Origin of the sequence: Lentihominibacter sp., assembly GCF_046951855.1 — a bacterium.
GTDB classification, from domain to species: domain Bacteria; phylum Bacillota; class Clostridia; order Peptostreptococcales; family Anaerovoracaceae; genus Lentihominibacter; species Lentihominibacter hominis.
The window spans coordinates 40,333-64,016 of the sequence record NZ_JBKTXS010000005.1 but is presented as its reverse complement, the minus strand read 5'-3'; the positions used below and the strand labels follow the sequence as shown (position 1 = coordinate 64,016).

23 protein-coding genes, 1 pseudogene and 1 riboswitch are annotated in these 23,684 nt (G+C 39.0%); of the genes and pseudogenes, 3 read left to right on the top strand and 21 right to left on the bottom strand.

Annotated elements, in window-relative coordinates; all coding sequences use genetic code 11:
- Together ACLR96_RS02500 and ACLR96_RS02495 are read right to left on the bottom strand one after the other, a co-directional pair.
- Positions 1-862: pseudogene (locus tag ACLR96_RS02500) on the bottom strand (hypothetical protein); the annotation flags it as partial.
- 130 nt (positions 863-992) lie between these two features.
- Positions 993-2,072 (bottom strand): glycosyltransferase, encoded by a 1,080-nt coding sequence (locus tag ACLR96_RS02495; RefSeq protein WP_177268821.1) that lies wholly within the window; start codon positions 2,070-2,072, stop codon positions 993-995.
- Positions 2,073-2,234: 162 nt separating this feature from the next.
- Here ACLR96_RS02495 and ACLR96_RS02490 point away from each other — a divergent pair, with 162 nt between their 5' ends.
- Entirely contained in the window at positions 2,235-3,062 is an 828-nt protein-coding gene (locus ACLR96_RS02490; protein ID WP_177268823.1) for a hypothetical protein, read from the top strand.
- On the opposite strand, the gene ACLR96_RS02485 is transcribed toward ACLR96_RS02490, so the two are convergent.
- From ACLR96_RS02485 to ACLR96_RS02405, 17 genes are all read right to left on the bottom strand, one after another.
- Positions 3,047-3,580, bottom strand: coding sequence for an N-acetyltransferase family protein (locus ACLR96_RS02485; RefSeq protein ID WP_412265104.1), 534 nt, complete (start codon positions 3,578-3,580; stop codon positions 3,047-3,049). The genes ACLR96_RS02490 and ACLR96_RS02485 overlap by 16 nt on opposite strands.
- A complete protein-coding gene (locus ACLR96_RS02480; protein ID WP_177268827.1) occupies positions 3,561-4,373 on the bottom strand; it encodes a prolipoprotein diacylglyceryl transferase family protein in 813 nt (270 codons plus the stop codon). The genes ACLR96_RS02485 and ACLR96_RS02480 overlap by 20 nt, the downstream gene beginning before the upstream one ends.
- The gene (locus ACLR96_RS02475) at positions 4,370-4,702 is read right to left on the bottom strand and encodes a hypothetical protein (RefSeq protein ID WP_412265103.1); all 333 of its coding nucleotides are present in this window, start codon (positions 4,700-4,702) and stop codon (positions 4,370-4,372) included. Before ACLR96_RS02475 ends, ACLR96_RS02480 begins: the two co-directional genes overlap by 4 nt.
- An 81-nt stretch (positions 4,703-4,783) precedes the next feature.
- Positions 4,784-5,059, bottom strand: coding sequence for a DUF2321 domain-containing protein (locus tag ACLR96_RS02470; RefSeq protein ID WP_177268829.1), 276 nt, complete (start codon positions 5,057-5,059; stop codon positions 4,784-4,786).
- 105 nt (positions 5,060-5,164) lie between these two features.
- Positions 5,165-8,029 carry a molybdopterin-dependent oxidoreductase gene (locus tag ACLR96_RS02465; protein WP_177268831.1) on the bottom strand — a complete coding sequence of 955 codons (2,865 nt, stop codon included), beginning with the start codon at positions 8,027-8,029 and terminating at the stop codon, positions 5,165-5,167.
- Between the two features lie 198 nt (positions 8,030-8,227).
- A riboswitch (molybdenum cofactor riboswitch) is annotated at positions 8,228-8,351 on the bottom strand.
- Positions 8,352-8,535: 184 nt separating this feature from the next.
- On the bottom strand, positions 8,536-9,678 hold the full coding sequence (locus tag ACLR96_RS02460; protein ID WP_177268833.1) for an acyltransferase family protein: 1,143 nt from the start codon (positions 9,676-9,678) through the stop codon (positions 8,536-8,538).
- A gap of 133 nt (positions 9,679-9,811) precedes the next feature.
- Entirely contained in the window at positions 9,812-10,120 is a 309-nt protein-coding gene (locus ACLR96_RS02455; protein ID WP_177268835.1) for an MGMT family protein, read from the bottom strand.
- Complete coding sequence (locus ACLR96_RS02450; RefSeq protein ID WP_177268837.1) at positions 10,120-10,908, bottom strand: hypothetical protein; 789 nt, start codon at positions 10,906-10,908, stop codon at positions 10,120-10,122. Before ACLR96_RS02450 ends, ACLR96_RS02455 begins: the two co-directional genes overlap by 1 nt.
- Before the next feature lie 152 nt (positions 10,909-11,060).
- Positions 11,061-12,950, bottom strand: coding sequence for a heavy metal translocating P-type ATPase (locus ACLR96_RS02445; protein ID WP_177268839.1), 1,890 nt, complete (start codon positions 12,948-12,950; stop codon positions 11,061-11,063).
- Between the two features lie 203 nt (positions 12,951-13,153).
- Complete coding sequence (locus tag ACLR96_RS02440; RefSeq protein WP_177268847.1) at positions 13,154-13,426, bottom strand: metal-sensing transcriptional repressor; 273 nt, start codon at positions 13,424-13,426, stop codon at positions 13,154-13,156.
- A gap of 110 nt (positions 13,427-13,536) precedes the next feature.
- Positions 13,537-14,340, bottom strand: coding sequence for a protein-ADP-ribose hydrolase (locus ACLR96_RS02435; protein ID WP_177268849.1), 804 nt, complete (start codon positions 14,338-14,340; stop codon positions 13,537-13,539).
- Positions 14,341-14,370: 30 nt separating this feature from the next.
- A complete protein-coding gene (locus tag ACLR96_RS02430) occupies positions 14,371-15,288 on the bottom strand; it encodes a Sir2 silent information regulator family NAD-dependent deacetylase (RefSeq protein WP_177268851.1) in 918 nt (305 codons plus the stop codon).
- A 19-nt stretch (positions 15,289-15,307) separates the two neighbouring features.
- Positions 15,308-15,745, bottom strand: coding sequence for a PCC domain-containing protein (locus ACLR96_RS02425; RefSeq protein WP_177268853.1), 438 nt, complete (start codon positions 15,743-15,745; stop codon positions 15,308-15,310).
- An 18-nt stretch (positions 15,746-15,763) separates the two neighbouring features.
- Entirely contained in the window at positions 15,764-16,504 is a 741-nt protein-coding gene (locus ACLR96_RS02420; RefSeq protein ID WP_177268855.1) for an ATP-binding cassette domain-containing protein, read from the bottom strand.
- Positions 16,501-17,388: a glycine betaine ABC transporter substrate-binding protein gene (locus ACLR96_RS02415; protein WP_177268857.1), complete on the bottom strand. Its 888-nt coding sequence runs from the start codon at positions 17,386-17,388 to the stop codon at positions 16,501-16,503. Before ACLR96_RS02415 ends, ACLR96_RS02420 begins: the two co-directional genes overlap by 4 nt.
- Before the next feature lie 20 nt (positions 17,389-17,408).
- Complete coding sequence (locus ACLR96_RS02410) at positions 17,409-18,047, bottom strand: ABC transporter permease subunit (protein WP_177268859.1); 639 nt, start codon at positions 18,045-18,047, stop codon at positions 17,409-17,411.
- Positions 18,048-18,260: 213 nt separating this feature from the next.
- Positions 18,261-19,130, bottom strand: coding sequence for a nitroreductase family protein (locus ACLR96_RS02405; RefSeq protein WP_177268861.1), 870 nt, complete (start codon positions 19,128-19,130; stop codon positions 18,261-18,263).
- A gap of 256 nt (positions 19,131-19,386) precedes the next feature.
- Between ACLR96_RS02405 and ACLR96_RS02400 the strand changes: the two genes are divergently transcribed.
- Positions 19,387-19,722 (top strand): winged helix-turn-helix transcriptional regulator, encoded by a 336-nt coding sequence (locus tag ACLR96_RS02400; protein WP_177268863.1) that lies wholly within the window; start codon positions 19,387-19,389, stop codon positions 19,720-19,722.
- 113 nt (positions 19,723-19,835) lie between these two features.
- On the top strand, positions 19,836-22,055 hold the full coding sequence (locus ACLR96_RS02395; protein WP_177268865.1) for an ATP-binding protein: 2,220 nt from the start codon (positions 19,836-19,838) through the stop codon (positions 22,053-22,055).
- A 15-nt stretch (positions 22,056-22,070) separates the two neighbouring features.
- On the opposite strand, the gene ACLR96_RS02390 is transcribed toward ACLR96_RS02395, so the two are convergent.
- A complete protein-coding gene (locus ACLR96_RS02390; RefSeq protein WP_283242299.1) occupies positions 22,071-22,202 on the bottom strand; it encodes a hypothetical protein in 132 nt (43 codons plus the stop codon).
- 96 nt (positions 22,203-22,298) lie between these two features.
- Positions 22,299-23,621, bottom strand: coding sequence for an MATE family efflux transporter (locus ACLR96_RS02385; RefSeq protein ID WP_177268867.1), 1,323 nt, complete (start codon positions 23,619-23,621; stop codon positions 22,299-22,301).
- Between the last annotated feature and the right edge of the window lie 63 nt (positions 23,622-23,684).

Genomic DNA, 23,684 nt, shown 5'->3' with positions numbered 1-23,684 from the left:
CATCTGTTCCTGCCGCTCCGGCTGCACCTTCTGCTCCGGTTGGGCCTGTTGGACCTGTTGGGCCTGTCGGACCTGTTGCCCCATCTGTTCCTGCCGCTCCGGCTGCACCTTCTGCTCCGGTTGGGCCTGTTGGACCCGTCGGACCTGTTGCTCCATCTGTTCCTGCCGCTCCGGCTGCACCTTCTGCTCCGGTTGGACCTGTTGGACCCGTCGGACCTGTTGCCCCATCTGTTCCTGCAGGGCCTGTAGCTCCGGTTGGGCCTGTTGGACCCGTTGCTCCTGTTGTTCCTGTCGCTGTAACAGTTACCAGATCAAAATCAGGAGATGTTCCCGGTGTTCCCACTGGATCATCAACAGCTGCCTGATAAAGAGCACCGTTATAAAACAACATAGCACCTCTTGGATAAGGTGTTCCCTGCACAAACTCAGCTACAGTATCAATTCCGGCTCCTGCAGGACCTGTTGGGCCCGTAGCTCCGGTTGGGCCTGTTGGACCCGTCGGACCTGTTGGACCTGCTAAACCTGCCAGCCCCTGGGCTCCCGTCGGACCTGTCGCTCCGGTTACTCCAGTTGCCCCGGTTGGACCCTGTGGACCCGGGAATCCGGCAGGGCCTTGCGGACCTGTTGGACCTATTGGCCCTATATCACCGTTCAATCCGGCAGGGCCCTGCGGCCCCATTGGACCGGTTGGACCCGGAAATCCTATAGGGCCTTCCGGGCCCATTGGCCCCTGGGCTCCTCTTGGACCTCTCGGACCGGGACATCCTCTCGGACCTGTCGGTCCTGTCGGTCCTCTGTCACAGCAAGTATTATTAAAATTGTTGCAGCAACAATCATTATTATTTGGATTATTAAAAAGCATACACTTTCCTCCTTATTAGCATTTCTTATGCCTGACAAATATGAATATACTATTATTCATACGTCATCAGCGTCTATTCTAACGCCTATACTCTACCATATGCTTTTTTTCAGATCCGGTTACATTTTTTTCATGATTCTGAGAACAGGCGCTCAAAATATTTTTGATTTTTTAAAACTGCATCTGCTTTAGGTTTTAAAGATGTTGTGCGCAAATGATACTGCCATGCTTTATAATGATCTCCCAGACGGTCATAACATACACACAGTTGAATAAGCGGAATATAGTCATGATATTCTTTTTGTTCAAATCCTCCTTCTTGACTTTTATCAGGAACTGTAAGAGCCTGTTCATACCAATAAACAGCAATCTCAAAAGTCTTCTGTTCCATAAAAAATCTTCCAATTTCGCAGCAAACCTCAGCCCTTGGCGTATCGTATTTAAAACTATTAAGCAAACTGTTGAGACGATGCTCAGAATCACCTATTTTTTCATAACACAACGCTGTTTGCATACACGCATCTATTTTATTTTCTCTCCATCCTTCAGATGATTTCAAAAACTCCTCAAATACCGATAACGCTTCATCATATTTTCCATGATAATAAAGTTCTCTGCCGTAATAAAACTGATGTCGCGGTTCCAGACTCTGCCCTTCCGCTATTATAGACTGATATATCCTGAGATTTCTGTCTGCATCTGCCGAAACCATCTTCCTGTGTTCTATTTCTATATCTGAATGAATTATCTTACCCCTCGGTGTTACTGCTTCATGTACTCTACCCTCCCATAAAAAACCTTTTTTGTTTTTTATCAGCCTTTCTCTGTAATAAGAAAAATTAGCAGCGCCATCTTCTCCAAATCCAGCAAGATATTTCATCATCACCACGTCAATACTTGGGTCCAAAGTCTCCTTAAGCTCTTTTATCTTTTTCTGGTTTTCCGAAGTAACAACGTCATCGGCATCAAGCCACATCCAATAGTCCATAGACGCTTTACTGCAGGCAAAATTTCGCGCCGCTGCGAAATCATCGTGCCACTCATAATCAAAAACTCTTGAAGTATATTTTTGTGCGATATCTTTGGTAGAATCCGATGAACCTGTATCCACAATTATGATCTCATCTGCGATATCTTTCATCTGCTCAAGTATACGTTCCAGAACAGCCTCTTCGTCCTTTACGATCATGCATAAACTAATTCGAATCATATATGCCCTCCTTTGTTTTTAACGTATGATACATACTATTCGAAATGGGCTTACAAGTTTCATATCGGTACTTCCATTATCTAAAAAGTAGATTTATATTTTATCACCTGTTATAATAGTGTAGAATTTTATTTGATACTATCGACGTTACAGAGGAGAGCAATGAAAAAAAAGAAAGAAAAATTCCCCATCAGATTATATGAGGCAATGAAACATGAACTTAGAGAACATAAAAGCTCCTTCATCATATACAATATATTGCGCTTTTTAGTCATATGTATGATGATCTTTGAAATATTAAACAGAAGTTATGAAAGTGCCTTTTTATGTGTACTTACTTTGATTCTTCTCATAATTCCAAGCTTCTTTCAAGTAGCACTTCGTATAGAGGTTCCCACTGTGTTGGAAATCACCATACTTTTTTTCATATTCGCTGCTGAAATTTTAGGGGAAATATGTAATTTTTATAGTATTTTTCCTTTTTGGGATACCGTTCTTCACACTCTTAATGGCTTTCTTACCGCTGCCATAGGACTTTCTCTTGTACAATTATTAAACAAAAGCGATAAATTGCTGTTTCAGCTTTCACCGCTTTTTACTTCTATCGTAGCTTTCTGTTTTTCAATGACAATAGGGGTTATCTGGGAATTTTTTGAATTTGGAATGGATCAGATATTCAACCTGGATATGCAAAAAGATACTGTTATACATACTATATCATCTGTATCTTTAAACTCCTCAGGAGAAAACATTCCTATAATAATCAAGGATATTCAAGACGTTACTGTCTCCGGAAAAGATCTGGCACTTGGCGGATATCTCGATATCGGCCTCATTGATACCATGCAGGATCTTCTTGTAAATTTCATAGGCGCGCTTGTCTTTTCCATATTAGGATTCTTTTATGTAAAAAATAAAGATAAAGACTCGGTCATAGTCAAATTGATTCTTCATAGAAAAGATAAAGACAAAGACTACCTGTCATACTGAATTCTCTTTTCAAGGCATACGAGATTTACTCCTTTAATACCATTAAAAGAACAAGGTACTATGCCAACTTCATTGTATCCGTTCCTTTTATACATGCTGCGCGCCACTGTATTCTTCTCATTAGTGTCAATACGAAGATATCCGCACCCGTTCTTTACGGCATATTCTTCATAAAAATCCAAAAAAGATTTTCCGTAACCCTTTTTTGAACATTGAGGATCCACTACAAGAGTATGCATCACCATTATCTCATTATCAGGAGCATCAAATTCCCAATGACAGTCTGCATATTCACAGACCTGCTCCTGGTCTATCTTAGCTGCCGCTACTATTTCACCGTTTTCCTCATATACAAATAAGGTTCCTTTACGCAAAGCTTCTTCGGCTGTCTGTTCTGTAGGATAAATTCCCCTTACCCATCCTATAAGTTTTTCTTCAGCTTCTTCTTCTCTATCCAATATAGCATCATATATACGTACTATAGAACTTACATCATCTTTAACTGCTTTTCTTATCATCTGTGACATTCCTTTCTGCCGGAACTTTTCTCTGTGAAATATAAATCATCACAAGAACCGCCGCTACCAATATTAAACTTATCCATTGAGATACAGAAAACATCAGAACACTCCCTCTTGCTGCGTCGCCTCTAAAAAACTCCAGGCAAAACCTCATAGGCGCATACATCAATATATAAATATATAAAACCGTTATCCTGTGACGAATACGTCTCGAAATATATACAAGAATAAAAAAAATAATCATTTCACCGACGAACTCAATTCCCTGAACAGGAAATAAACTGACATTATTAGGCGCAATCTGTGAGGAATTATATATGATACTCAAAGGACAGGATATCTCTATGCCATAACAGCAGCCAACCATAAGACATCCAAGTCTGGCTATGCCATGAGCAAGCGCAAATCCAGGCACCAGCACCGGCAAAAAATCAATTATATTTTTTTTATATCTGCCCGCTGTATACCAGCCGGCTGCCAGCGCTCCTAAAAGCCCTCCGTAAAACACCATCCCTCCACTGGCATATTTTATAAAAATCAATGTCAGCGGCATATCTCCCGACGATATATCCTTATATATCTCTCCCGATGAAACCATAAGGTACAAGATTTTCGCTCCTATAACAGCTCCTATCGCTGCGAAAATAAAAATATATACAGTATCATCTCTATCAAGAGCAAATTTTTTGCAAGAAAATAAGGCATATGCCAGTGCTAAGCATACGCCCAATATTCCAATCAAACCATATACAGGGATTTCCCTGCCTAATATCACTATTTCCGATATCACATTCCGGCTCCTATACCCGCGATTCCTAACATGCCTACACATGCAACGCATGCAATAAAGAAAAAGGCTCCGCCTATGGTTCCTATTATGGATAACACAAACCCTGCGGTTCTTAATCCTCCGTCAAATCCCGCTTCCTTGGATTTAGATGCAAGAACCAGCCCTATAACTCCCAATATTACAGAAATTATAGCCGAATAGCCAAAAAACCAGAGAACAACTGATATTATACCTAATACAAGTGATGCCACCGCCTGGTTCTTTCCCGGAATCTCCCCGTTGGGGCCCTGATTGTCATACATGTTCTGATTATTATTCTGTTGCTGCATTTTTACTTCTCCTCCTGTTAAGATATTACTTTTTATTTAGTATACCTTACAATACTTTGAAAGTAAAGATACTGTCTTATTTCATCTGTCTTTGTTCTGAAAACCGTTTGGTTTTCTGACAGACCATGGAAATAAACGGCCGCACCTCGTACAAGAATCCGGCCTCTTAACGCTTTCTGCTTTTGGCCCTCTGGGAACTGATCCATAATAATACCATTTTTTTATCAACTGCCCGCAAGCCGGACAAGAATCCAATAATGAAGAGCCGCATTCACTGCACACTTGCCCCGCTTTTACCCTTCTGAAATCCGTCTTTACATGTCCTTTCTCACATATATGGACATAAAAACTCGTCATATATTGATTTTCCTTTCCTCGCCATTCCTATATGATAAAATGATAGACCACTGAATATCAGCGGTCTATCGTCATTACTTTGCTTTTTAAAATCAATTCTGCATATTAATCCCAGCTTAATGGATTTGCCTTAAGTTTTTCCAGCTCTTCATACATATCGGAACCGAGGAAATACTTGCCAGGCTTAGAAGGTTCTTCTCCTCTGGCGATAGCGTCTATTCCTGCCTTTACTTTCTCAGGAGACGCCGGCAGATCATAAATTCTTACTCCACATGCATTATTAATAGCATTTATTACAGCTACATGATCTGATGACTGGAATGCCTCTGAAGCCCCGGATGAACCGAAAGGTCCTCTTTCATCGTATCCGTCAAGATGTATAGCCGTCATATCATCAGGAATATCCTTGATATAAGGCACTCCTGCTCTCAGCATATTAGTATCTTTTCTGACATCCTCATAGTTTTCGGAAAGAGCAAATCCTATAGAATGAGACATACCGCCGAACGCCTGACCGTTTACAGACTGAATGTTACCTACTTTACCTACCCAGTCAACGCAAGTCATCTTATCAACTGTAGTCTTTCCTGTAGCTGTCTCCACAGAAACTTCTGCCAGATACAGAGCATAAGTATAAGCATAAGTAGGTTCGCCGCTTCCATCATTAGGATCCAGAAAATCGAAGTAATCCCATTCATCTGCCGCTACCCAGTGTCCGTCATATCGTGTAGGAATGCCTTCCGCTATCATTTCATCATAAGTTCTGTAAGTTCCATCTTCCTTACGCATAGCATCTGCCAGGTTTTTAGCCGCTACGATAGATGCTTTACCGTTTGCAAAGTGAGATCTTGAACCTGCTGATTCACCTGTATTAGGGCAATATTTACTGTCTGTCTGTATTACTTTTACATCATCAGGTGTAACTTCCGGGAAGTAAGGTCTGAGCGCTTCCAACGTACATACCAGTGAACCTGCGTCTCCACCCTGTCCCTGATCCTGCCATGTATCATACTTTCTGAATTTGCCGTCTCCTACAAGTTCGATAGCTACAGTAGCTTCATCAACTCCGCCAAGACCTACGTTGTATCCGCCCCATGCGATACCTACACCCTTTCTGATTTCAGGTGTGTCTTCTTCCTTGGCTCTCTTTACAGCTTCATCATAAATAGGTTTGAGAGTATCCATCATTTCTTCCATTGGATACTGTAGGAAGTTTCTCTGGTTGAGGTTTGTATCTCCCGGTCTTGCTATATTCTTATATCTGAATTCAAATGGATCCATTCCCATCTTTTCAGCCATCATATCTATCAAAGCTTCGCCGCATGTATAAGCCTGAGGTGCACCGTATCCTCTGTAAGGAACGCCGAAGTTGTGATTAGTAACGGCACTTCTTGCCAGTCCGACAACATTAGGAACATAGTAAGGGAAGAACATGAATCTCAGAATCTTAGTAAGCTTATCATCACCCATTTCAGGATATGCACCATTGTCAAGTCCTGAATCAAATTCGCCTGCCAGAATCTTACCGTTTTCATCACATGCAAGTCTTGCATTAAAGAATGCAGGAGAACGCTTACCGGAGAATGCCATGAATTCAGCATAAGTCATTGATAATGCCACAGGCATACCCGTAACCTTTGTTGCTGCTCCTGCCAACGCATATGAAGCTGCGTTCATTGCCCATCCGAATGAACCGCCTGTAGGATTCTCTATTACACGAAGATCTTCCACAGGTATTCCGATAGCTTCTGCCATATCATCTCTGTCAAAATACAGAGTCATTGTCTTACAATGTACACAAAGCTTACCATCTTCATCATAGTATGCCTGAACTGTATCTCCTTCTATGGACATATGAGGCTCTCTTGATGAATAGAAGCTTCCTTCAACTGTATACTCAGCATTATCTATCATATTGGCTACATTGTCATAATCGCCTTTGAGTACAGGCTGAGTACTGTATATATTGTCAAATGACGCGTGAATCCTCTGCGCATCCGGTTTAACTGCTTCAAGATAACTCATGTATTCAGGAAGCTGTTCCAGCTCTACCTTTACTTTTCCTGCAGCTTCTCTTGCATGATCTTTAGTATCAGCAACCACCATTGCGACAGGATCTCCCCATCTTACGATCTTTTCGTCCTGGAGAAGTTTATGAGTCTGCTCGAATTCAACTGTTCTCGGCGAGAACTGATATGCCATAAGTTTATTTGCGCCTTCCAGATCCTTCGCCGTGATGACTTTAACAACTCCAGGCATTTTTTCGGCTTCGGAGAAATCAATGTTCAGTATTTTGGCATGGTTAGTCTTCATTGGCATTACCAGAACCGCATGAAGAGTTTCAGCCGGCATCTTAAGCTCTATATCATCACCATAATCACATACTCCGCATGCTTTTGCCATAGCATTAGGTCTTACGAGAGGCTTTCCATAGAAACCTTCTTCGATATCTTTTGACCAATCATATGTAATATCTTCAAAAGTTTTCTCTCCGCGCATGATAGCAGCAGCTTCCATGACAGCATCCACTATCTGCTTGTAACCTGTACATCTGCACACATTCCTGTGCTTCTGGAACCAGTCACGAACTTCTTCTCTCGTAGGATCAGGATTTTCCTGCAGAAGCTGATAAGCTGAAACAATAAATCCCGGAACACAGAAACCACACTGAACCGCACCTAAATTTACCCATGCATACTGAAGCGGATGAGGGTGAAGAGCGGTACCAATACCTTCAATCGTCATAACAGAACTGTATTCTTCTATCCTGCTTATCTTTCTTGTACATGAGCGGACAACTTTTCCGTCTAATATCACAGAACATGCGCCGCACACGCCTGTGCCGCATCCTACCTTTGTTCCCGTCAGTCCCAGACGACGAAGTACGGATGCCAGTGTATCCTTTTCAGGATCACAGATGAACATACGGTCAGCGCCGTTGATGTTCAAGGTCATTTTCTTTAAATTCATAATAATTGCCTCCGATTTCACAACATTACTTTAACTACGCAACAACAAAATACCTGAGCGATACTTCTCGCATAATAAAAACCCTTTTCCGCACAGCGAAAAGGGCCTTTAAAATGCTAAAGACAGATGTCATCGAGCTTATGCTCTGTTAAAAACTATTGCTTCAGGGCATCGAATATGCACTTGTTCAGGTTTTATACAGAGCCGGCACTTTATCCTTTCCAAATGCGGGAGGAATGCGTGTTTCCACGCAGACCCTAACGTTCCTGATTCCATGCTTTGCCAAAGCGAAGGAAATAAGGACTCGGATCTTTATTCATTTATTACGTTGATAATATTTTATCAGTAAATACTGAAAAAAGTCAACTATATATAGTGACTTTTTAATATCCACTTGCTGTATTTGTATAATATATTTGCAATATTAAAATAATGCCGGATATCCTTCTGAATTTATGTTGTTCTGAAAACACTTTTACTGTTATCCGACAAATACTCCATATTTATCAGTAATCACTTTTTCTTTCATACCGTACTGGAGTCGATCCTTCTCTTCTATCTGTATTTTCCCCGAGATTATACTTTTTTCTTGTTTCTGCTGCAATCCTATATGTTCTGTGAATAAGATTCATACATTTTCCAACTGCCCCTATTATCAATATATCATAACAAAAATACAATATTTTATTATAGTATAAGGAAAGTACAGGTCTTGACAAAACATATACAGACAGAACCACAGCAGCCGCCAATATTCCATGATACAAAACATTTCCCTCACCGGCTACCCCTGTGCTTTCTATTATATACCTTATAGGGATATGCAGCAAATACACCGTCATGGTATTCCTCCCTATACAGGAAAGCCAACTTTCTTTTTTTCCCGCAAGATTAATCAATACCATAATCCATCCCAAAGCTGTCACTGCTAAAACCAACCTGGCAAATATACCCTCAAAATTACTCATCCCAAATGCCAAATAGCATTCTTTCATCTGCCATACCTCGGTGTCCCAGACTTCACCATATGCCATAAATAAAGAAAATGCAACCAGAAATATCAGAACAATGATCATGATACCCTTCGGTATATCTCTTATTTTCTCAATGTGTTTTTCTTCGCATTTATACCCTAAAATAAAGAAAAAGAAAAAAGAACATATCCTTCCTAATGCTAATTCTTCACCTAAAAACGGAATACATCCAGAGATCAGCATTAAAAATACACTTATGTGTACAATATATGGAATCTTATAAATCGACTTAAGAAAAAACCTATACACAAACATTACCAGCATAAACCACAAAGCAAAAGATGGTTTAAAAAAATTAAGCTCCGCATTGCCTGAAAGTATATACCTGCTTATAAACATCAATGGCATCATAATTATATACGGTAAAAGAAAATTTTTCACAGCTCCGTCTCTGCATTTCTGCAGATTTTTGGAAAAATATCCGGAAAAGAATAAAAAGCCCTGCATTATGAAAGAGAACGCTGTGATATATACTGTCCCGTCAAAAGACGACAGCTGAAAGCTCCCTCCTACTCTCAAATAATGAGCCGTTATCACGGAAATCATCAATATTCCTTTGATATTATCCATCAGATGATTTCTTGTTTTTGTCTCTTCTGACGATATAACCTGCAAAGATACCTCCTATTAACATTTTTTACACAACAAAAAATCTACTATGTTATTATTCACAAAATAACATAGTAGTCAACATATCTCACATAATTTCCAAGAAACTTTCATAATATCTTAATTTAACAGAATATATTTATTCTTCCCACAGACATTTCTTTATATCTACATGGTTCAGATCCTTCATAGGAACACCTTCCTTCATCAAAAGCCCCCTTTGATCCTCCCATCCGGGAACAAGTCGACCTGCATGATTAACCACCCTATGGCACGGATATTCCCCATATAACTCAGACATTGAAAGAACCCTTCCTACAAGGCGAGCATTTTTTTCACGTCCTATAAGTCTCGCAATCTGTCCGTAAGTCGCAACACAGCCCTCCGGAATCTCCTCAACTACAGATAATATTTCATAAAGGAGATCTTTGTCTAAAAGCATCTTCATTACGATATCTTCCTATTTTCACGGATCTGAGAATAAACAAAATCAAAGAGTTTTACAACATTATCATTTAGAATACTCTCACCTTCTTTATATGTTTCATTTTCGCGGGCGTCCACAATATCCTTAGCTCTTTCTGAAGCTCCTGTCTGTGCCATATCAAGAACAAATGAATCTTGATCCCTTATAGCCGTTACCGCAATAACACAGCATCCTGCCAACTTGAGCTTGAGACCGTACTGGTCTTTCACATCTCCATCTATCTTCTGATATCTCCTCTGTAAATCGTCACACACCGCTATCCATTTATCTGCTACTTCTTCAAAAGTTCTTTCTGCTATACTCTCTCTGTACTCTGCTCGGCATGTTTCATGATCGTGATTAGAAAGGGTTTTCCATGTAAAATACTCAAGAATAGAAAATACACACACCTCATGAACTCCATACTCTATATTATCGAGCCCCTCGAACGGAGGAATCTGAAAAAAGTCTCCAATATCATCATATAATCTTTTGAAGGCATCATCAGCTTTATGATTCTTCATAAAGCTGTCAAAATCAGCTTTTATCGATTCAGTCTCCTCCATAAGCATATCCACATCGTAAAGCTTACGTTCTCCACTGCCTATCATGTTCTCATAATATTCTTCACATTTTTTTACAGTTTCGGGTTTCAGACCCTTTGTCAGGCTTTTAAGATCTATTATTTCACCTGCGATTTGTCCCCTTGTCAATTCTCGTTTTTCACCCGTACATATTCTCTGCATTTCCATAGCAATTTCATAATCCATAGCTTTTCTTTAAGCCTCCTGTTTTTAATATATAACACGTCTATATTATATCCAGTTTGCCAAGTAAAATCAATTATATTACATTCATAAAACCTATGTGCTTACCATGGATAAAATTAAAGGTGCAAAAAAACTAAACTCTGTTAATATGCCTAAACTTTAATTTTACTCCTCCAGTTCAAAAGTATAGCTGAGTTTACAATGACAATAATAGATCCGGCATTATGTACGAGTGCTCCTATCACAGGAGTAAGTATACCTGTAATAGCAAGTATGACAGCAATAAAATTCAATATCATAGAAAAGCTCATATTACACTTTATGGTTGCCATCATTCTTTTTGACAGAGCAAGAAGATGTGGAAGTTCTTTGATTTCATCATCTATAAGTACAATATCTGCCGCATCCACTGCTATATCGCTTCCAACTTCTCCCATTGCAATTCCCACATCGGCTTTCTTCAGGGCTGGAGCATCATTTATACCATCACCTATCATGCAGATCTTTTTTCCTTGTTCTTGATATTGCTCTATCATGCCAAGCTTATCTTCCGGAAAACATTCTGCGTATACTTCTTTGATATTTAAACGTTCCGCTATAGAAACTGCTGCACTTTTATGATCTCCTGTCAAAAGTACAGGTCTGATTTTAAGTGAAATCAGAGATTTTATCATATCAGGACTTTCCGATCTTACGGTGTCAGACAAAGCCAAATAGCCTGCAGGTTCTCCATCTGAAGCTACATATATACTCGTACATCCCCGATTTGAAAACATATTCACAGCAGCTTTCTGTACCTTTGAAAACAGAATATTGTTATCCTTCATCATAGCTTCATTTCCGGCCAACAGTTTTTTCCCTTTAATAACACAGGAAACGCCTCTTCCGGGGATCATTCTGAATTCATCCGGCTGTTCGGGAACCTTTCCCATCTCGTTAATATAGCACCTAACTACAGCTTTGCCCAGAGGATGTTCTGACAGCTTTTCCGCTGAAGCACAAAAACCATATATATCCTCATAGCTATATTGACTCAAAAAACTTCTTACTGCAGTTACTTCAGGTGTTCCATATGTCAAAGTTCCGGTCTTGTCAAAAGTTACTTCAGAAACAGATGCCAATCGCTCCAAAGCATCTCCTTCACGTACAAGAAATCCGTGTTTCGTAGCGTTCCCTATAGCTGCCATAATCGCAGTAGGAGTTGCCAGTACGAGAGCACATGGGCAAAAAACCACGAGAATAGTTACTGCTCTGATAAGCTCTTCTGATACAAGCCATGTAAATCCTGCTGCTGCCAAAGCCACAACAACTATCCACGTAGCCCATCGATCTGCTATGCCAACGATCTCTGCTTTCCCCGCATCCGCTGACTGTACAAGTCTTATCATTCTCTGAATAGAACTGTCTTCTCCTACTTTTACAGCCTTCATCTCAAAAGGGCCAAACTGATTTACAGTACCCGAAGAAACCTCATCACCTTCCGATTTGTCTACTGGTAAAGATTCTCCTGTCATAACAGCCTCATTCACCGACGTCTTCCCTGATAGAACAATCCCATCAACAGGAATAGTCTCTCCGGGCAATACTCTGAGAATATCATCGACAGCTACCTGCTGCGCAGATATAATCTTTTCTGAACCATTTTTTATAACTCTTGCAGTCTGAGGAGTAAGATGAACAAGTTTTTCTATCCCGGCTCTTGCCCGTTCAACGGTAATATCCTCCAAAAGCGCTCCCAGCTGCATAATAAATGCCACTTCTCCTGCAGCAAAATCTTCTCCTATAAACACCGCTGCAATAAGCGCCATTGAAACCAGTACATCTGCTTTTATATCAAATTCAGTGACAAGGCCTATGACAGCTTCAAGAATTATAGGAATTCCGCACAGGATTATAGCTATCCACGCTAAATCAAAAGAAAGGTCAAAAATATGAAAGATACTTAACAAAAGAGATATACCGGAAATTGCAAGCAATATTATCTCTTTTACAGTTCCTCCAACATTTAAAAAAGTTTCCACCTTTTTCATAAAAATCTTCATAATAACTCCTCTCATTATACCTATGCTGGTATAAGTATTATAAGCAAATTATACCTATAGGGGTATTAGTTGTCAAGATGAATTTGTTTTATTATCCTCATACAATTTTCCCCCCAAAAAAAATATGCTTACTAAGAGCACTGTGTGTTGATTACCCTTATAAGCATACTTAAAAGCTTAAATTATCTGCTGACTAAACTCTATTACATATTGGCAAACCGCTCTACAGCTTTAGTAAAGTTTTCAATAGTCTGATCCGCGTCACCATGTTCTATGCCATCACGGACACAATGTTTAATATGTCCCTCAAGAACTACCTGCCCGGCTCTGTGAAGAGCTGATTTCGCAGCATTTATCTGCGCAAGTACATCCTCACAGGGAACATCTTCGTCCACCATTCTATCTATAGCCTGCACTTGGCCTATTATTTTTTTTAATCTTCTGTGCAGATTGTCTGCATCCATACACTGTCTCATATCATTCCTCCATATTATTCCCATCACTATACCTATATAGGTATATGTATTTATTATATGATAAACAAGCAATAAATGTCAATAAAATGCATTTTATTTAAAATCTGATATTACCCATTACAGATAATTCCCCTGTAAATATCATAATCTTCCTCTTTAAAAACATTAAATATAACTTTTTTTATTTCTGTACTTTTCTTTAAAAAATCAGTAACTGTCTTTATGGCTATTTCAGCTGCTTTTGCACGCGGAAATAAAAATTCACCTGTAGAAATACAGCAAAAAGCTACTGATTTCAGCTGATTTTTCGCAGCCAATTCAAGGCAGGAACTATAGCAGGATGAAAGCTGATGGCATTGTTTTTTCGTAAGTTCTCCCGATACGACAGGTCCAACTGTATGCAGTACATATTTACTTGGAAGATTAAAAGCAGAAGTTAATCTCGCACTTCCGACCGGCTCTTTATGTCCCTTCATCATTTCGTTACATGCAAGCCTCAGCTGTACTCCGCTTATGCTGTGAATGATATTGTCCACACACCCGTGACATGGAATAAAACATCCCAGCATGGTAGTATTGGCAGCATTCACGATAGCATCAGCATCAAGTCTTGTGATATCTCCTTTCCACAAACTGATACGATCTGCAGAAGGCAGTATTGACTCAAACTCATCTCTCACAGATAGAATTTTTTCAGCCGAAACAACTCCTTTTAATCTTACCTTTTCAGATAAATACTGATCCTGAATTTTAATAAATTCTGTACTTACAGGTTTTGGCAGGCGCACATTCATCAGTCCTCTTAAAAGCTTGTCCTGAAAATATGCCTCATCAGAAACTTCCATATCAGGATATTTCATTGATTCTGCTAAAAGTGCTTTTATCAGAAATAATCTTTTTTCATCGTGTGTCATATCGTGTTCCTCTCTCAACAACCACAGCCATCATGCTATCTTTTTAAGGATCTTACCTATATCATCATTTATACATGTGGCTCTCTGTACTATGTTTTCCGGGCATACTGCTTCACCTTGGTTAATACAAGCATATGATGCTCTGTGATTTTTTGCTGCCATCTGCCAGAATGGATATTTTATTATACCGGGAGTGTTCATTCCCACTCCAAGCTCTAAAAACAATATTTTGCTTTTCCTGTGATTTCTCAGAAATGTCATATACCTTTCGTAAGCTTCGTGCCAGCTGTTATTTTCCACAAACGTACTGTCTGATCTCAAATTCATAGACATAGGACGGCCGCAAATAGGACATTTCGGTATAAGACGTGAAGGAATCCTCATCTTCAGGCTCTGTTTTTCAGTTATATACAACATGCCTTTTGCATCAAAAGAAAACCCCTGAGCCCTGAGCATGGCTCTTACTTTGTGTTCATTATCATATGTCTCATTATGACAAGGTTTTGAACACTGCCAAAGACCATAATCTCCTTGAGTATAAAAAAGTCTCTTCTTAGCAAATCCTGCCTTTTGAAAGCAATGATCCACATTAGTTGTTATTACAAAATAATCTTTATTCTTAACAGCACTGTACAAATCGTCATATACACTTTTAGGGATTCTCTGATATCTATTGATATAAATATTCCTGCTCCAAAATGCCCATTGCTCTTCAAAAGTTTCAAACGGATAAAATCCCCCCGAATACATATCATGAAATCCGTATTTTTTCTCAAAATCAAAGAAATATCTACCGAAGGTTTCTCCGTCATATTCAAATCCTGCTGATGCAGAAAGACCGGCTCCCGCCCCAATTACAACGGCTTGCGTACTTTCCATGATTTTCTTAAAATGCTTTATAACTTCTGAGGTATTCTTTTCACTCTCATTAAAAACTTTAAAAAACATATTGTTAGCTCCTTCCATATCATGATAAATACCATATGTCAATGCCTGTATCAATATCAGTCATTCTTCTGATTTTTTCATCTGCCGTCTTGATTATAATTTCCCCTGTATAATTTATCCTAGCATCCTGCAAATGTCCTGCCACCACAATTATATTACCTTTTTCACTGAATGACGAAAATACTGCATGGCCATGAAGGAACGGTTCTCCTGAATCTCCTTCAGATATATTCCCCATAAGAGAAACCATTTCCAGCATTCCTTCAATATAAGACACATTAAAATCATTTTTTTCCGGCTCCCACGAAGAAATCTCAGCTTTATCACATGCACCGATTCCCTGAAAATAGCCTGTTAAAATATTTTCTTTTCTGCAGATATCATATATAGATTTTGTTACCGACTCGCCTTTATCTACACGAAGGTAGATTGTATTTTCTATCCTCTTATAATCCATAACTATTCTCCAAAATTATCATTCTACTGATCTGAATAAAAGTTTTTCCACAAATTCGTCAGCCGGATTTTTTCTTACCGCATCAGGACTGTCGTATTGCTTTACGCATCCTCTGTCCATAACAAGAACTTTAGTCCCCAGCCTCATTGCTTCATTAATATCATGAGTAACGAATAAAATTGTTATACCGGTCTGCTCATGTATACGTATTATCTCATCCTGCAGCATCCCTCTTGTTATCTCATCTACCGACCCAAAAGGTTCATCCATAAGAAGAATCTCAGGAGATGCTGCCAGAGAGCGGGCTATACCTACCCTTTGCTGCTGACCTCCCGAAAGCTGATAAGGATATCTTTCTTTCATGGAAAATTCCAGTCCTACTATATTCATCCATTTATCGACTGCCGCATCTATTTTCTTTCTATCTCGTTTATTGAGAAGGTTCGGTACATAGGCAATATTCTTCGCTACCGTCATATGAGGAAACAGTACGCTTCCCTGAACGCAATAACCTATGCTGCGTCTCAAACTTGTAAGATCAGTCTGCCTTGTATTCTTACCATTCACTATCACATTTCCTGATGTGGGAATAATCAGCCCGTTTGCCATTTTCAGGAGAGTAGTCTTGCCACACCCGGATGATCCTATGACAGTAACAAACTCTCCTTTTTTCACTTCAAAATTAATATCACTTATCACCTGACTATCACTATATACCATAGAAATATTTTCATATCTTATTATTTTACTATCTGTCATTTTAAAAGCCCCTTTTCCTGCAAAAAATCTTTTGCCACATCTTCCGGAGACTGTCCATCTATTTCTACTTTATAGTTAAGCCCTGCCATTTCGTCATCAGTTATAAGGTTGTCCATCTTATCAAAGACACTCTGAAGCTCCGGATATTCTCTGATCAAATCATTCCTTACTACAAAACCGCATACATATGACGGGTATAGACCTCTGTCATCTTCTAAAACCACAGCATCTGCGGCTGAAAGCTGACCATCTGTTGTAAAGATATTCATAACATCTATTTTCTTCTGTCTGAGAGCATCATATTTAAGACCTATATCTAAATCCATAGTATCAGCGAACTTCATTCCATACGTTTCATACAGAGCCCTGTATCCATCTTCACGCTCAAAGAAATCATATTCTGCTCCGAATATCAAATCTCCTGATATAGCTGCCAGATCAGAATAAGTCTTAATATTATACTTTTCAACAACTTCCTTTGTCACCGCAATTCCATATGTATTATTAAAACCCGTCATACCACACCATGTCATCCCCAGTTTATCGTAGCCTTTCTGAAGTTCGCTGAACATACTTTCATCATATATGCTTTCCTCTTTCAACACAGCATTCCAGCCGGAACCCGTGTACTCAGGATAAAAATCAAATTCGCCTCTTTCCATAGCAGGCTGTATATTAGATGTACCGCCTCCCACTCCTTCCGTTATATTTACCGTAAGGTCTGTATCCTGCTCAATCAGTATTTTTATCATACTTCCCAAAATATACTGTTCCGTCATAGGTTTAGTAGCCATATTTATAACACCTGTTTTACTACTGCATCCTGTAAAACCTACAATAACCAATAAAATCCCAACTATCAAAACAACTGTCCTCTTCTTCATTTTATCCTCCCTGTTACTCTTTAAATTGCTTTATGCTTATAAGTATATTTCTCTATCTTTCCTATCACAAGGTCTGCCAAGACAGCCAGTAAAGCTATTAAAAAGCTCCCTAAAACAGTCATAGCTTTATTATTTGTAGTTATCCCTCTGTATATAGCAACGCCCAAACCTCCGGCCCCTATAAAAGATGCTATTCCTGCAAGAGCAATAGTCATTACTGCCATATTACGTATCCCCGCTGTTATCACAGGCATCGCCAAAGGTAACTTTACTTTAAAAAGAACCTGAACTTTAGTGCCTCCCATCCCTGAAGCTGCTTCAACTATCAGAGGACTGACATTCGCAATACCTATATAAGTATTGCGCACCATAGGCAAAAGCGCGTACACACTGAGAGCTATAACTGCAGTCGTATCTCCTATCCCTGAAAAAGGGATTAAAAATCCGAGAAGGGATATTGATGGTATAGTATAAATAAAATTGACTATTCCCATAACTATCTTTGAACTTTTTTTAAATTCACTGATCAATATGCCTATTCCCAGACCCGCTGCTATAGATATAAAAATAGATATAAAAGATATTTGTAAATGTTCTGTCAAAAGTCCTGCAAAAAAATCCCATCTTTCCATTAATAAGACTACTGTTTCTTCAATCATGATTTCTCCTTTCTACATACTGCTGCGGACACTTTTCAAAACAAAATCCGCAAAGTAAACAATGCGCCTGCTTCATATAAAAATCCCTTAATATCTTCTTTAAACATCTCCCAATGTGAAACTCTTTCTGTATATCGGCCAAACACCTAAATCAAAGAATCCTTCCTTGTCTGAGGGTATATACAAAACACTTCTAATACTGATGGTCAAACATCATTTCAGAAATATTTCAGAAAAAGGTCTTTTTGTCCTTTTCTTCTCAAGTTTTTTTTGAACACCTCTCTTATAAGTTATCTGTGGATACCCAAATCCGATTATCATCGGCACATAATGATCATGAGGTATTTGCAGAATATCCCTGATATCAGGCATCAGCTCCAGATAATCAAGAGAAAACGTCATCATCACTGCTCCTATCCCTTTCGAAACACATAAAAGTTCAAAATATGTTCCGGCAATCACTGCATCCTGCTGCGGAGTTCCGTTTCCCAAAGGTACATGAGGTATAAGCAAATGAGGAGCTCCGCAAAACAACATATCAGGTCTTACAGTCTTTTCCCACTTTTTCATCTGCTGATAAGATTGTCTGTCGAATCCTTTCGGATATATCCCATCTGCTGCAAGCTTCTCCATCTCTCTATATGCAAGCCTGCGAAAATATTCCATTTTATCTTTATCATCTATAAGAATAAATTCCACTTGTTGCTTATTGCCTCCATTAGGTATATTTGCCAGCAAATCAATCATATGATTGACTATACTTTTATCTACATTACAATTCTTATATCTTCGGCACGAATGTCTGTTTACAACTAAAGAGTCCATAATCTGCCCCGCTTTAGTTATATCAGGAATCATGATACTCTCCTCGGGTTTTAGCCCAAACACTGATATTGCCGCTGTCGGACATACAGCTAAACAATGCTGGCATTTCCAGCAGCCATTCCATCCAAACTCAGCGACTGATTCTATTTCAGGTCTATTGTTCTTATTCATATAAAGTATCCCGCCGGGACAAACCTTTACACATTTTCCGCAACCTATACACTTTTTTACATCTACCTTAAATTCTGCAATATTCATTTTTTCCCTCCCTTGTTTCAGGAGTTATTTTATAAAAAGCCTGTCTTTGCAACAAGTACGCACTTTTTTATAAGAATACGCACCTTTTTGTTACTTTTTCATGATTTCAGACTTTATAGTATAAAGTTTTTTAACAGCATGATATATACGTCAATCTGCCATACAGTCATCATTGCTCCAAACTTTGCCTTATGTTAAAATAAAAACAATATTTTGAAATTCATCACGTTAAATAAAAAAAGAGGGTAATGATATCATGAAAAAGAAAGACGAACTTCCCGCATGTCCTGTTGCAACAACAGTACAACTCATAGGCAGCAAGTGGAAACTTCTCATTATACGGAATCTCCTTGTAAGGCCATGGCGTTTCAACGAACTTCAAAAAGATCTCGAAGGTATAAGCCATAAAGTTCTGACTGACAGTCTCAGATCTATGGAATCTGATGGAATCATTAACCGTACGGTATACCCGGAAGTTCCTCCGCGAGTAGAATATTCTCTCAGCCATCTCGGAGAATCTATGCGTCCTATATTGGACGCCATGGAAAACTGGGGCAACGGATATAAAAAAACTTACAAAAATGAAAAATGATTTTCAGTCTCTTCGGCTTTTATAAAAGCCTTGTTGTACCCATAAGAATAATGCTATACTGTAACCCGTTGAAATTAAAATTCTATATTTATTTGTCGTATTGGAGAAACTCTATGTTTAAAAAAAAGCCACAAAAAAGGTCAATATCAAATATGCGGAGATTCTGGATCATCTCGACGGTGTTCGTCCTTGTGGCAGCCACTGCAGTCTTCGGAATTCTGAGAAACTATCTTGAAAAAATCAATCAAGACTCGGTAAGTAAAATCAATCAGGTTCATATGAAGGAGAGCAGCAGTGAAATACAACATCATTTTGACACTATTATCAATCTGCGTATCTCGCAAGCTCAGTCACTTTTATCAGAAGCTCAAAACGAAGATAATTATGATACCATCATGTACAATCTTTCAGTGGGAGCTGATGCATTTGGTTTTACTTTCATAGGTATGTATCAGGAGGACGGAAATCTTCTCACGATTTATCAAGACAAAGATGAAACCATCAACATCATAAACGAACAGCCGTTCCGCACATCGATAAAAAACGACATCGATAAAGTAGCTCTAGGAGAAACTCAATCAGGCGATTTATTGTTCTTACAGGGAGTACCTGCTGATTTTTCCATTGGAGAAAATAACGGAATAGCATTGGTTACCGGCGGTCCCATGGATTTTTTGAATGAGGAACTGTCCCTGCAGGACAATGGCGATGGATGTCTTTCTCACATCATCAGAAACGACGGCTCTTTTATCATCAAAAACGATGATAATGCAACAGAAAACAATTATTTGGACAGGGTATCAAAACTGGCTGAAGCCAGCGGCATGGACAGTGACAAAACGTTATCTGATATAAAGCAAAAAATGGCAGACAGGGAAAAATTTTCTCTGTATTTTTCTGACGGTACACTAAATCATCACTGTTTCTATTCTCCGCTCACAAATTCAGAATGGTATCTGGTAACCCTTATGCCTGAAGGCGCTACTGACAGTATCATACAATCCAACAGTGACCTGCGTCTCAAAGCTGTAATGATATCCGGTTCTATCATTTTGTGCATTCTTTTGGGAAGTTTTATACTTTATTATCTTTCGGAGAAGCATCAGAGGAGTATCGTTGAAAAAGCCAAAGCCGATGCTGAGGCTGCCAAAGCTGAAGCAGATCATGCCAATAAAGCAAAAAGTGAATTCCTCTCAAATATGAGCCACGACATCCGAACGCCTATTAATGCAATATTGGGCCTTGCTACACTTGCCCAATCCCGAACAGACAATGAAAACGATATGAAAAACTATCTTGAAAAAATAATACTTTCAGGAAAACATCTTTTAGGGCTTATCAATGATATATTGGATATGTCAAAAATCGAAAACGGTAAACTAACACTCAATATCACTCCTACTTCTCTTCGCGAAACAGTTAATACTGCCGCAGAGATAATAAAACCTCAGGCAAACGCAAAAAATCAATTATTTGATTTGTTTATTCATGATATTACTGAAGATATGGTCTTCTGTGACAATGTACGCCTTAATCAGGTCCTCTTGAATCTACTGTCCAATGCAGTTAAATTTACTAAAAAGAACGGAACTGTAAGGTTGACTGTATGGCAGGAAACACCTGAGGAAAACAGCGAATATATACGTACACACGTCATAGTACAAGATAACGGAATAGGAATGTCAGAAGAATTCCAAAAAATAATCTTCGACTCATTCTCACGCGAAAACAAAGAAAATATCATGCGCACAGAAGGTACAGGTCTGGGTATGGCAATTACAAAAAATATTATTGATGCTTTTGGCGGAACCATTACAGTGAAGAGCCACATTGATCAAGGTTCCGAATTTCATATAACACTGGACCTGAAACCATGTGTTCCGAAAAGAGAAGAACACAATCTGCCCGATGAAAACAACACTTTAAAGGAAGAAAAACACGGCCTTCAAGGGAAACATATTTTAGTAGCCGAAGATAATGAACTTAACTGGGAAATAGCATACGAACTTCTGACTGATTTTGGGCTTAAACTATATCATGCAGAAAACGGAAAACGTTGCCTCGAAATGTTCGAGGAATCAGAACTCAATTACTACAGCGCCATTCTGATGGACGTCAGAATGCCGGTAATGGATGGTTATGAAACTACAAGAGCAATCCGATCATTGCTCCGCCCGGATGCTGATCTTCCTATCATCGCCATGACAGCAGATGTTTTTTCAGAGGATATAAAACGTTGTCTGGACAGCGGTATGAACGATCACATTGCAAAGCCAATAGATATACAGCAGGTAATGGCAACTCTGGAGAACACTATAATAAAAAAACAATAAAACCATGATCTCCCATCATCTCCAGATATATGAAGATGATGGGATTCTATTTGCTTTCGTTATTTCGGTATTTACATAATCATCGACATCAGATTTACTGAGAGAAACTATTCCGCAAGACTTAGCACTGATAACAAAACATTTCATTTTCCTCCGAGTTTGTTTTTTGCTTTGAATTTATATCATAATATATAAACCCACTATCTTTAATAAGGTGATTATAACAGCAAAAATAAAAATAAATCAGCCCGGATGTTTAACAAAAACTCTTATTCCATACATTATCAATAGAAGTATCCATGCAAAAGCTTCAGCGTATGCTATAACCATATTCCCAAAAAAAGAAACAAGCCCATAAGACAATATAATACGAACTGCCAGAGAAACTATTCCTGCAACACTGGAGTATACCACATCCCCCAGCCCTTCAATATAGCCCCTCATAGCTGTAGCTATGCCAAACACAAGATAAAAGCTTGCCAAACGGTAAAAGAAATTCCGTCCGATATCTATAGCAGCCTCACTTGCACCAAATAGACTTATCAAAGAACCTCCGGCCAATACGATCAGTGCTGTCAACATAACTGAAACTATCACCATCAAAGCAGTTCCCACAAAAAAAATTTTTCTGGTCTGCCTTATTTTCCCCGCCCCGTAATTCTGAGCCACTATAGTAGAAATTCCGGAACCGAGATTGATAATAGGCAAAAGCGCCATAGTATCTATGCGATAAGCCGTAGTAATAGCCGCAACTGTCTGAGTCCCGAATCCATTCATAAAATTCTGCAATATTATACTTCCAAAAGCTGTTATACTGGACTGTATCATGGGAGGCAGCCCAAAATTAAATCCCTGAACCAAACACCCCTTGTCCACCAACTTTTCCCTGAATGAAAAACGAAGAGACGTATATTTGCTTGACGCATAAATTATTATGAACACAGCCATCGATATTTGTGAAAGAACAGTTGCAGCTGCCGCTCCTCTGACACCCCATCCCCATAAAGCAACAAATATAATATCAAGTACAATATTTACTATAGAAGATACGAGGATCGCGAGAAACGGAGCTTTGCTGTCTCCTGTTCCTCTCATAGCTGCAGAATATACATTATATACTGCCATAAAAGGGATCCCGGCAAATATGATCTGTAAATAATCCGCAGCCATATGTATCGTATCACCGGTAGTATGCAGAAGCTCAAGCAAAGGAACTGTAGTGAGTGCTCCCAGCAGAGACAATATAATAAAACTTGCCCCAAGAATTACTGTAAAAGTAGACAATACCTTCGGAATATAATCCAGCTCACCGCTTCCGAATTTTTGTCCAAAAAGAATAGCCAACCCCAGAGTAAATCCGGTAATGGCCATAATATAAAAATTGATAACTGTTCCTGTTGCACCTACTGCCGCCAGTGCCAGCTCTCCTTCTACATTTCCTACTATAAAAGCATCCACCCAATTATAAAGCTGCTGCAAAATACCACTTAAAATAAGCGGCAGGCTGAACCTTACCAGCGTATTAACTATATTCTTGAAATCATCGCCAAATATATGTTCAATCATAAAAGCTCCTTTCTCTCTCAAAAATAAAACCGTATGCAACAGCCTTGCATACGGTAGGTGCTC

What these genes read in the sequence shown, in the direction of transcription:
- ACLR96_RS02495 (WP_177268821.1), bottom strand. Translation starts at nt 2,072, where the DNA reads ATGATTCGAATTAGTTTATGCATGATCGTAAAGGACGAAGAGGCTGTT.
- ACLR96_RS02490 (WP_177268823.1), top strand. Translation starts at nt 2,235, where the DNA reads ATGAAAAAAAAGAAAGAAAAATTCCCCATCAGATTATATGAGGCAATG.
- ACLR96_RS02485 (WP_412265104.1), bottom strand. Translation starts at nt 3,580, where the DNA reads ATGATAAGAAAAGCAGTTAAAGATGATGTAAGTTCTATAGTACGTATA.
- ACLR96_RS02475 (WP_412265103.1), bottom strand. Translation starts at nt 4,702, where the DNA reads ATGCAGCAACAGAATAATAATCAGAACATGTATGACAATCAGGGCCCC.
- ACLR96_RS02470 (WP_177268829.1), bottom strand. Translation starts at nt 5,059, where the DNA reads ATGACGAGTTTTTATGTCCATATATGTGAGAAAGGACATGTAAAGACG.
- ACLR96_RS02465 (WP_177268831.1), bottom strand. Translation starts at nt 8,029, where the DNA reads ATGAATTTAAAGAAAATGACCTTGAACATCAACGGCGCTGACCGTATG.
- ACLR96_RS02455 (WP_177268835.1), bottom strand. Translation starts at nt 10,120, where the DNA reads ATGAAGATGCTTTTAGACAAAGATCTCCTTTATGAAATATTATCTGTA.
- ACLR96_RS02450 (WP_177268837.1), bottom strand. Translation starts at nt 10,908, where the DNA reads ATGGATTATGAAATTGCTATGGAAATGCAGAGAATATGTACGGGTGAA.
- ACLR96_RS02445 (WP_177268839.1), bottom strand. Translation starts at nt 12,950, where the DNA reads ATGAAGATTTTTATGAAAAAGGTGGAAACTTTTTTAAATGTTGGAGGA.
- ACLR96_RS02440 (WP_177268847.1), bottom strand. Translation starts at nt 13,426, where the DNA reads ATGAGACAGTGTATGGATGCAGACAATCTGCACAGAAGATTAAAAAAA.
- ACLR96_RS02435 (WP_177268849.1), bottom strand. Translation starts at nt 14,340, where the DNA reads ATGACACACGATGAAAAAAGATTATTTCTGATAAAAGCACTTTTAGCA.
- ACLR96_RS02430 (WP_177268851.1), bottom strand. Translation starts at nt 15,288, where the DNA reads ATGTTTTTTAAAGTTTTTAATGAGAGTGAAAAGAATACCTCAGAAGTT.
- ACLR96_RS02425 (WP_177268853.1), bottom strand. Translation starts at nt 15,745, where the DNA reads ATGGATTATAAGAGGATAGAAAATACAATCTACCTTCGTGTAGATAAA.
- ACLR96_RS02420 (WP_177268855.1), bottom strand. Translation starts at nt 16,504, where the DNA reads ATGACAGATAGTAAAATAATAAGATATGAAAATATTTCTATGGTATAT.
- ACLR96_RS02415 (WP_177268857.1), bottom strand. Translation starts at nt 17,388, where the DNA reads ATGAAGAAGAGGACAGTTGTTTTGATAGTTGGGATTTTATTGGTTATT.
- ACLR96_RS02410 (WP_177268859.1), bottom strand. Translation starts at nt 18,047, where the DNA reads ATGATTGAAGAAACAGTAGTCTTATTAATGGAAAGATGGGATTTTTTT.
- ACLR96_RS02405 (WP_177268861.1), bottom strand. Translation starts at nt 19,130, where the DNA reads ATGAATATTGCAGAATTTAAGGTAGATGTAAAAAAGTGTATAGGTTGC.
- ACLR96_RS02400 (WP_177268863.1), top strand. Translation starts at nt 19,387, where the DNA reads ATGAAAAAGAAAGACGAACTTCCCGCATGTCCTGTTGCAACAACAGTA.
- ACLR96_RS02395 (WP_177268865.1), top strand. Translation starts at nt 19,836, where the DNA reads ATGTTTAAAAAAAAGCCACAAAAAAGGTCAATATCAAATATGCGGAGA.
- ACLR96_RS02390 (WP_283242299.1), bottom strand. Translation starts at nt 22,202, where the DNA reads ATGAAATGTTTTGTTATCAGTGCTAAGTCTTGCGGAATAGTTTCTCTC.
- ACLR96_RS02385 (WP_177268867.1), bottom strand. Translation starts at nt 23,621, where the DNA reads ATGATTGAACATATATTTGGCGATGATTTCAAGAATATAGTTAATACG.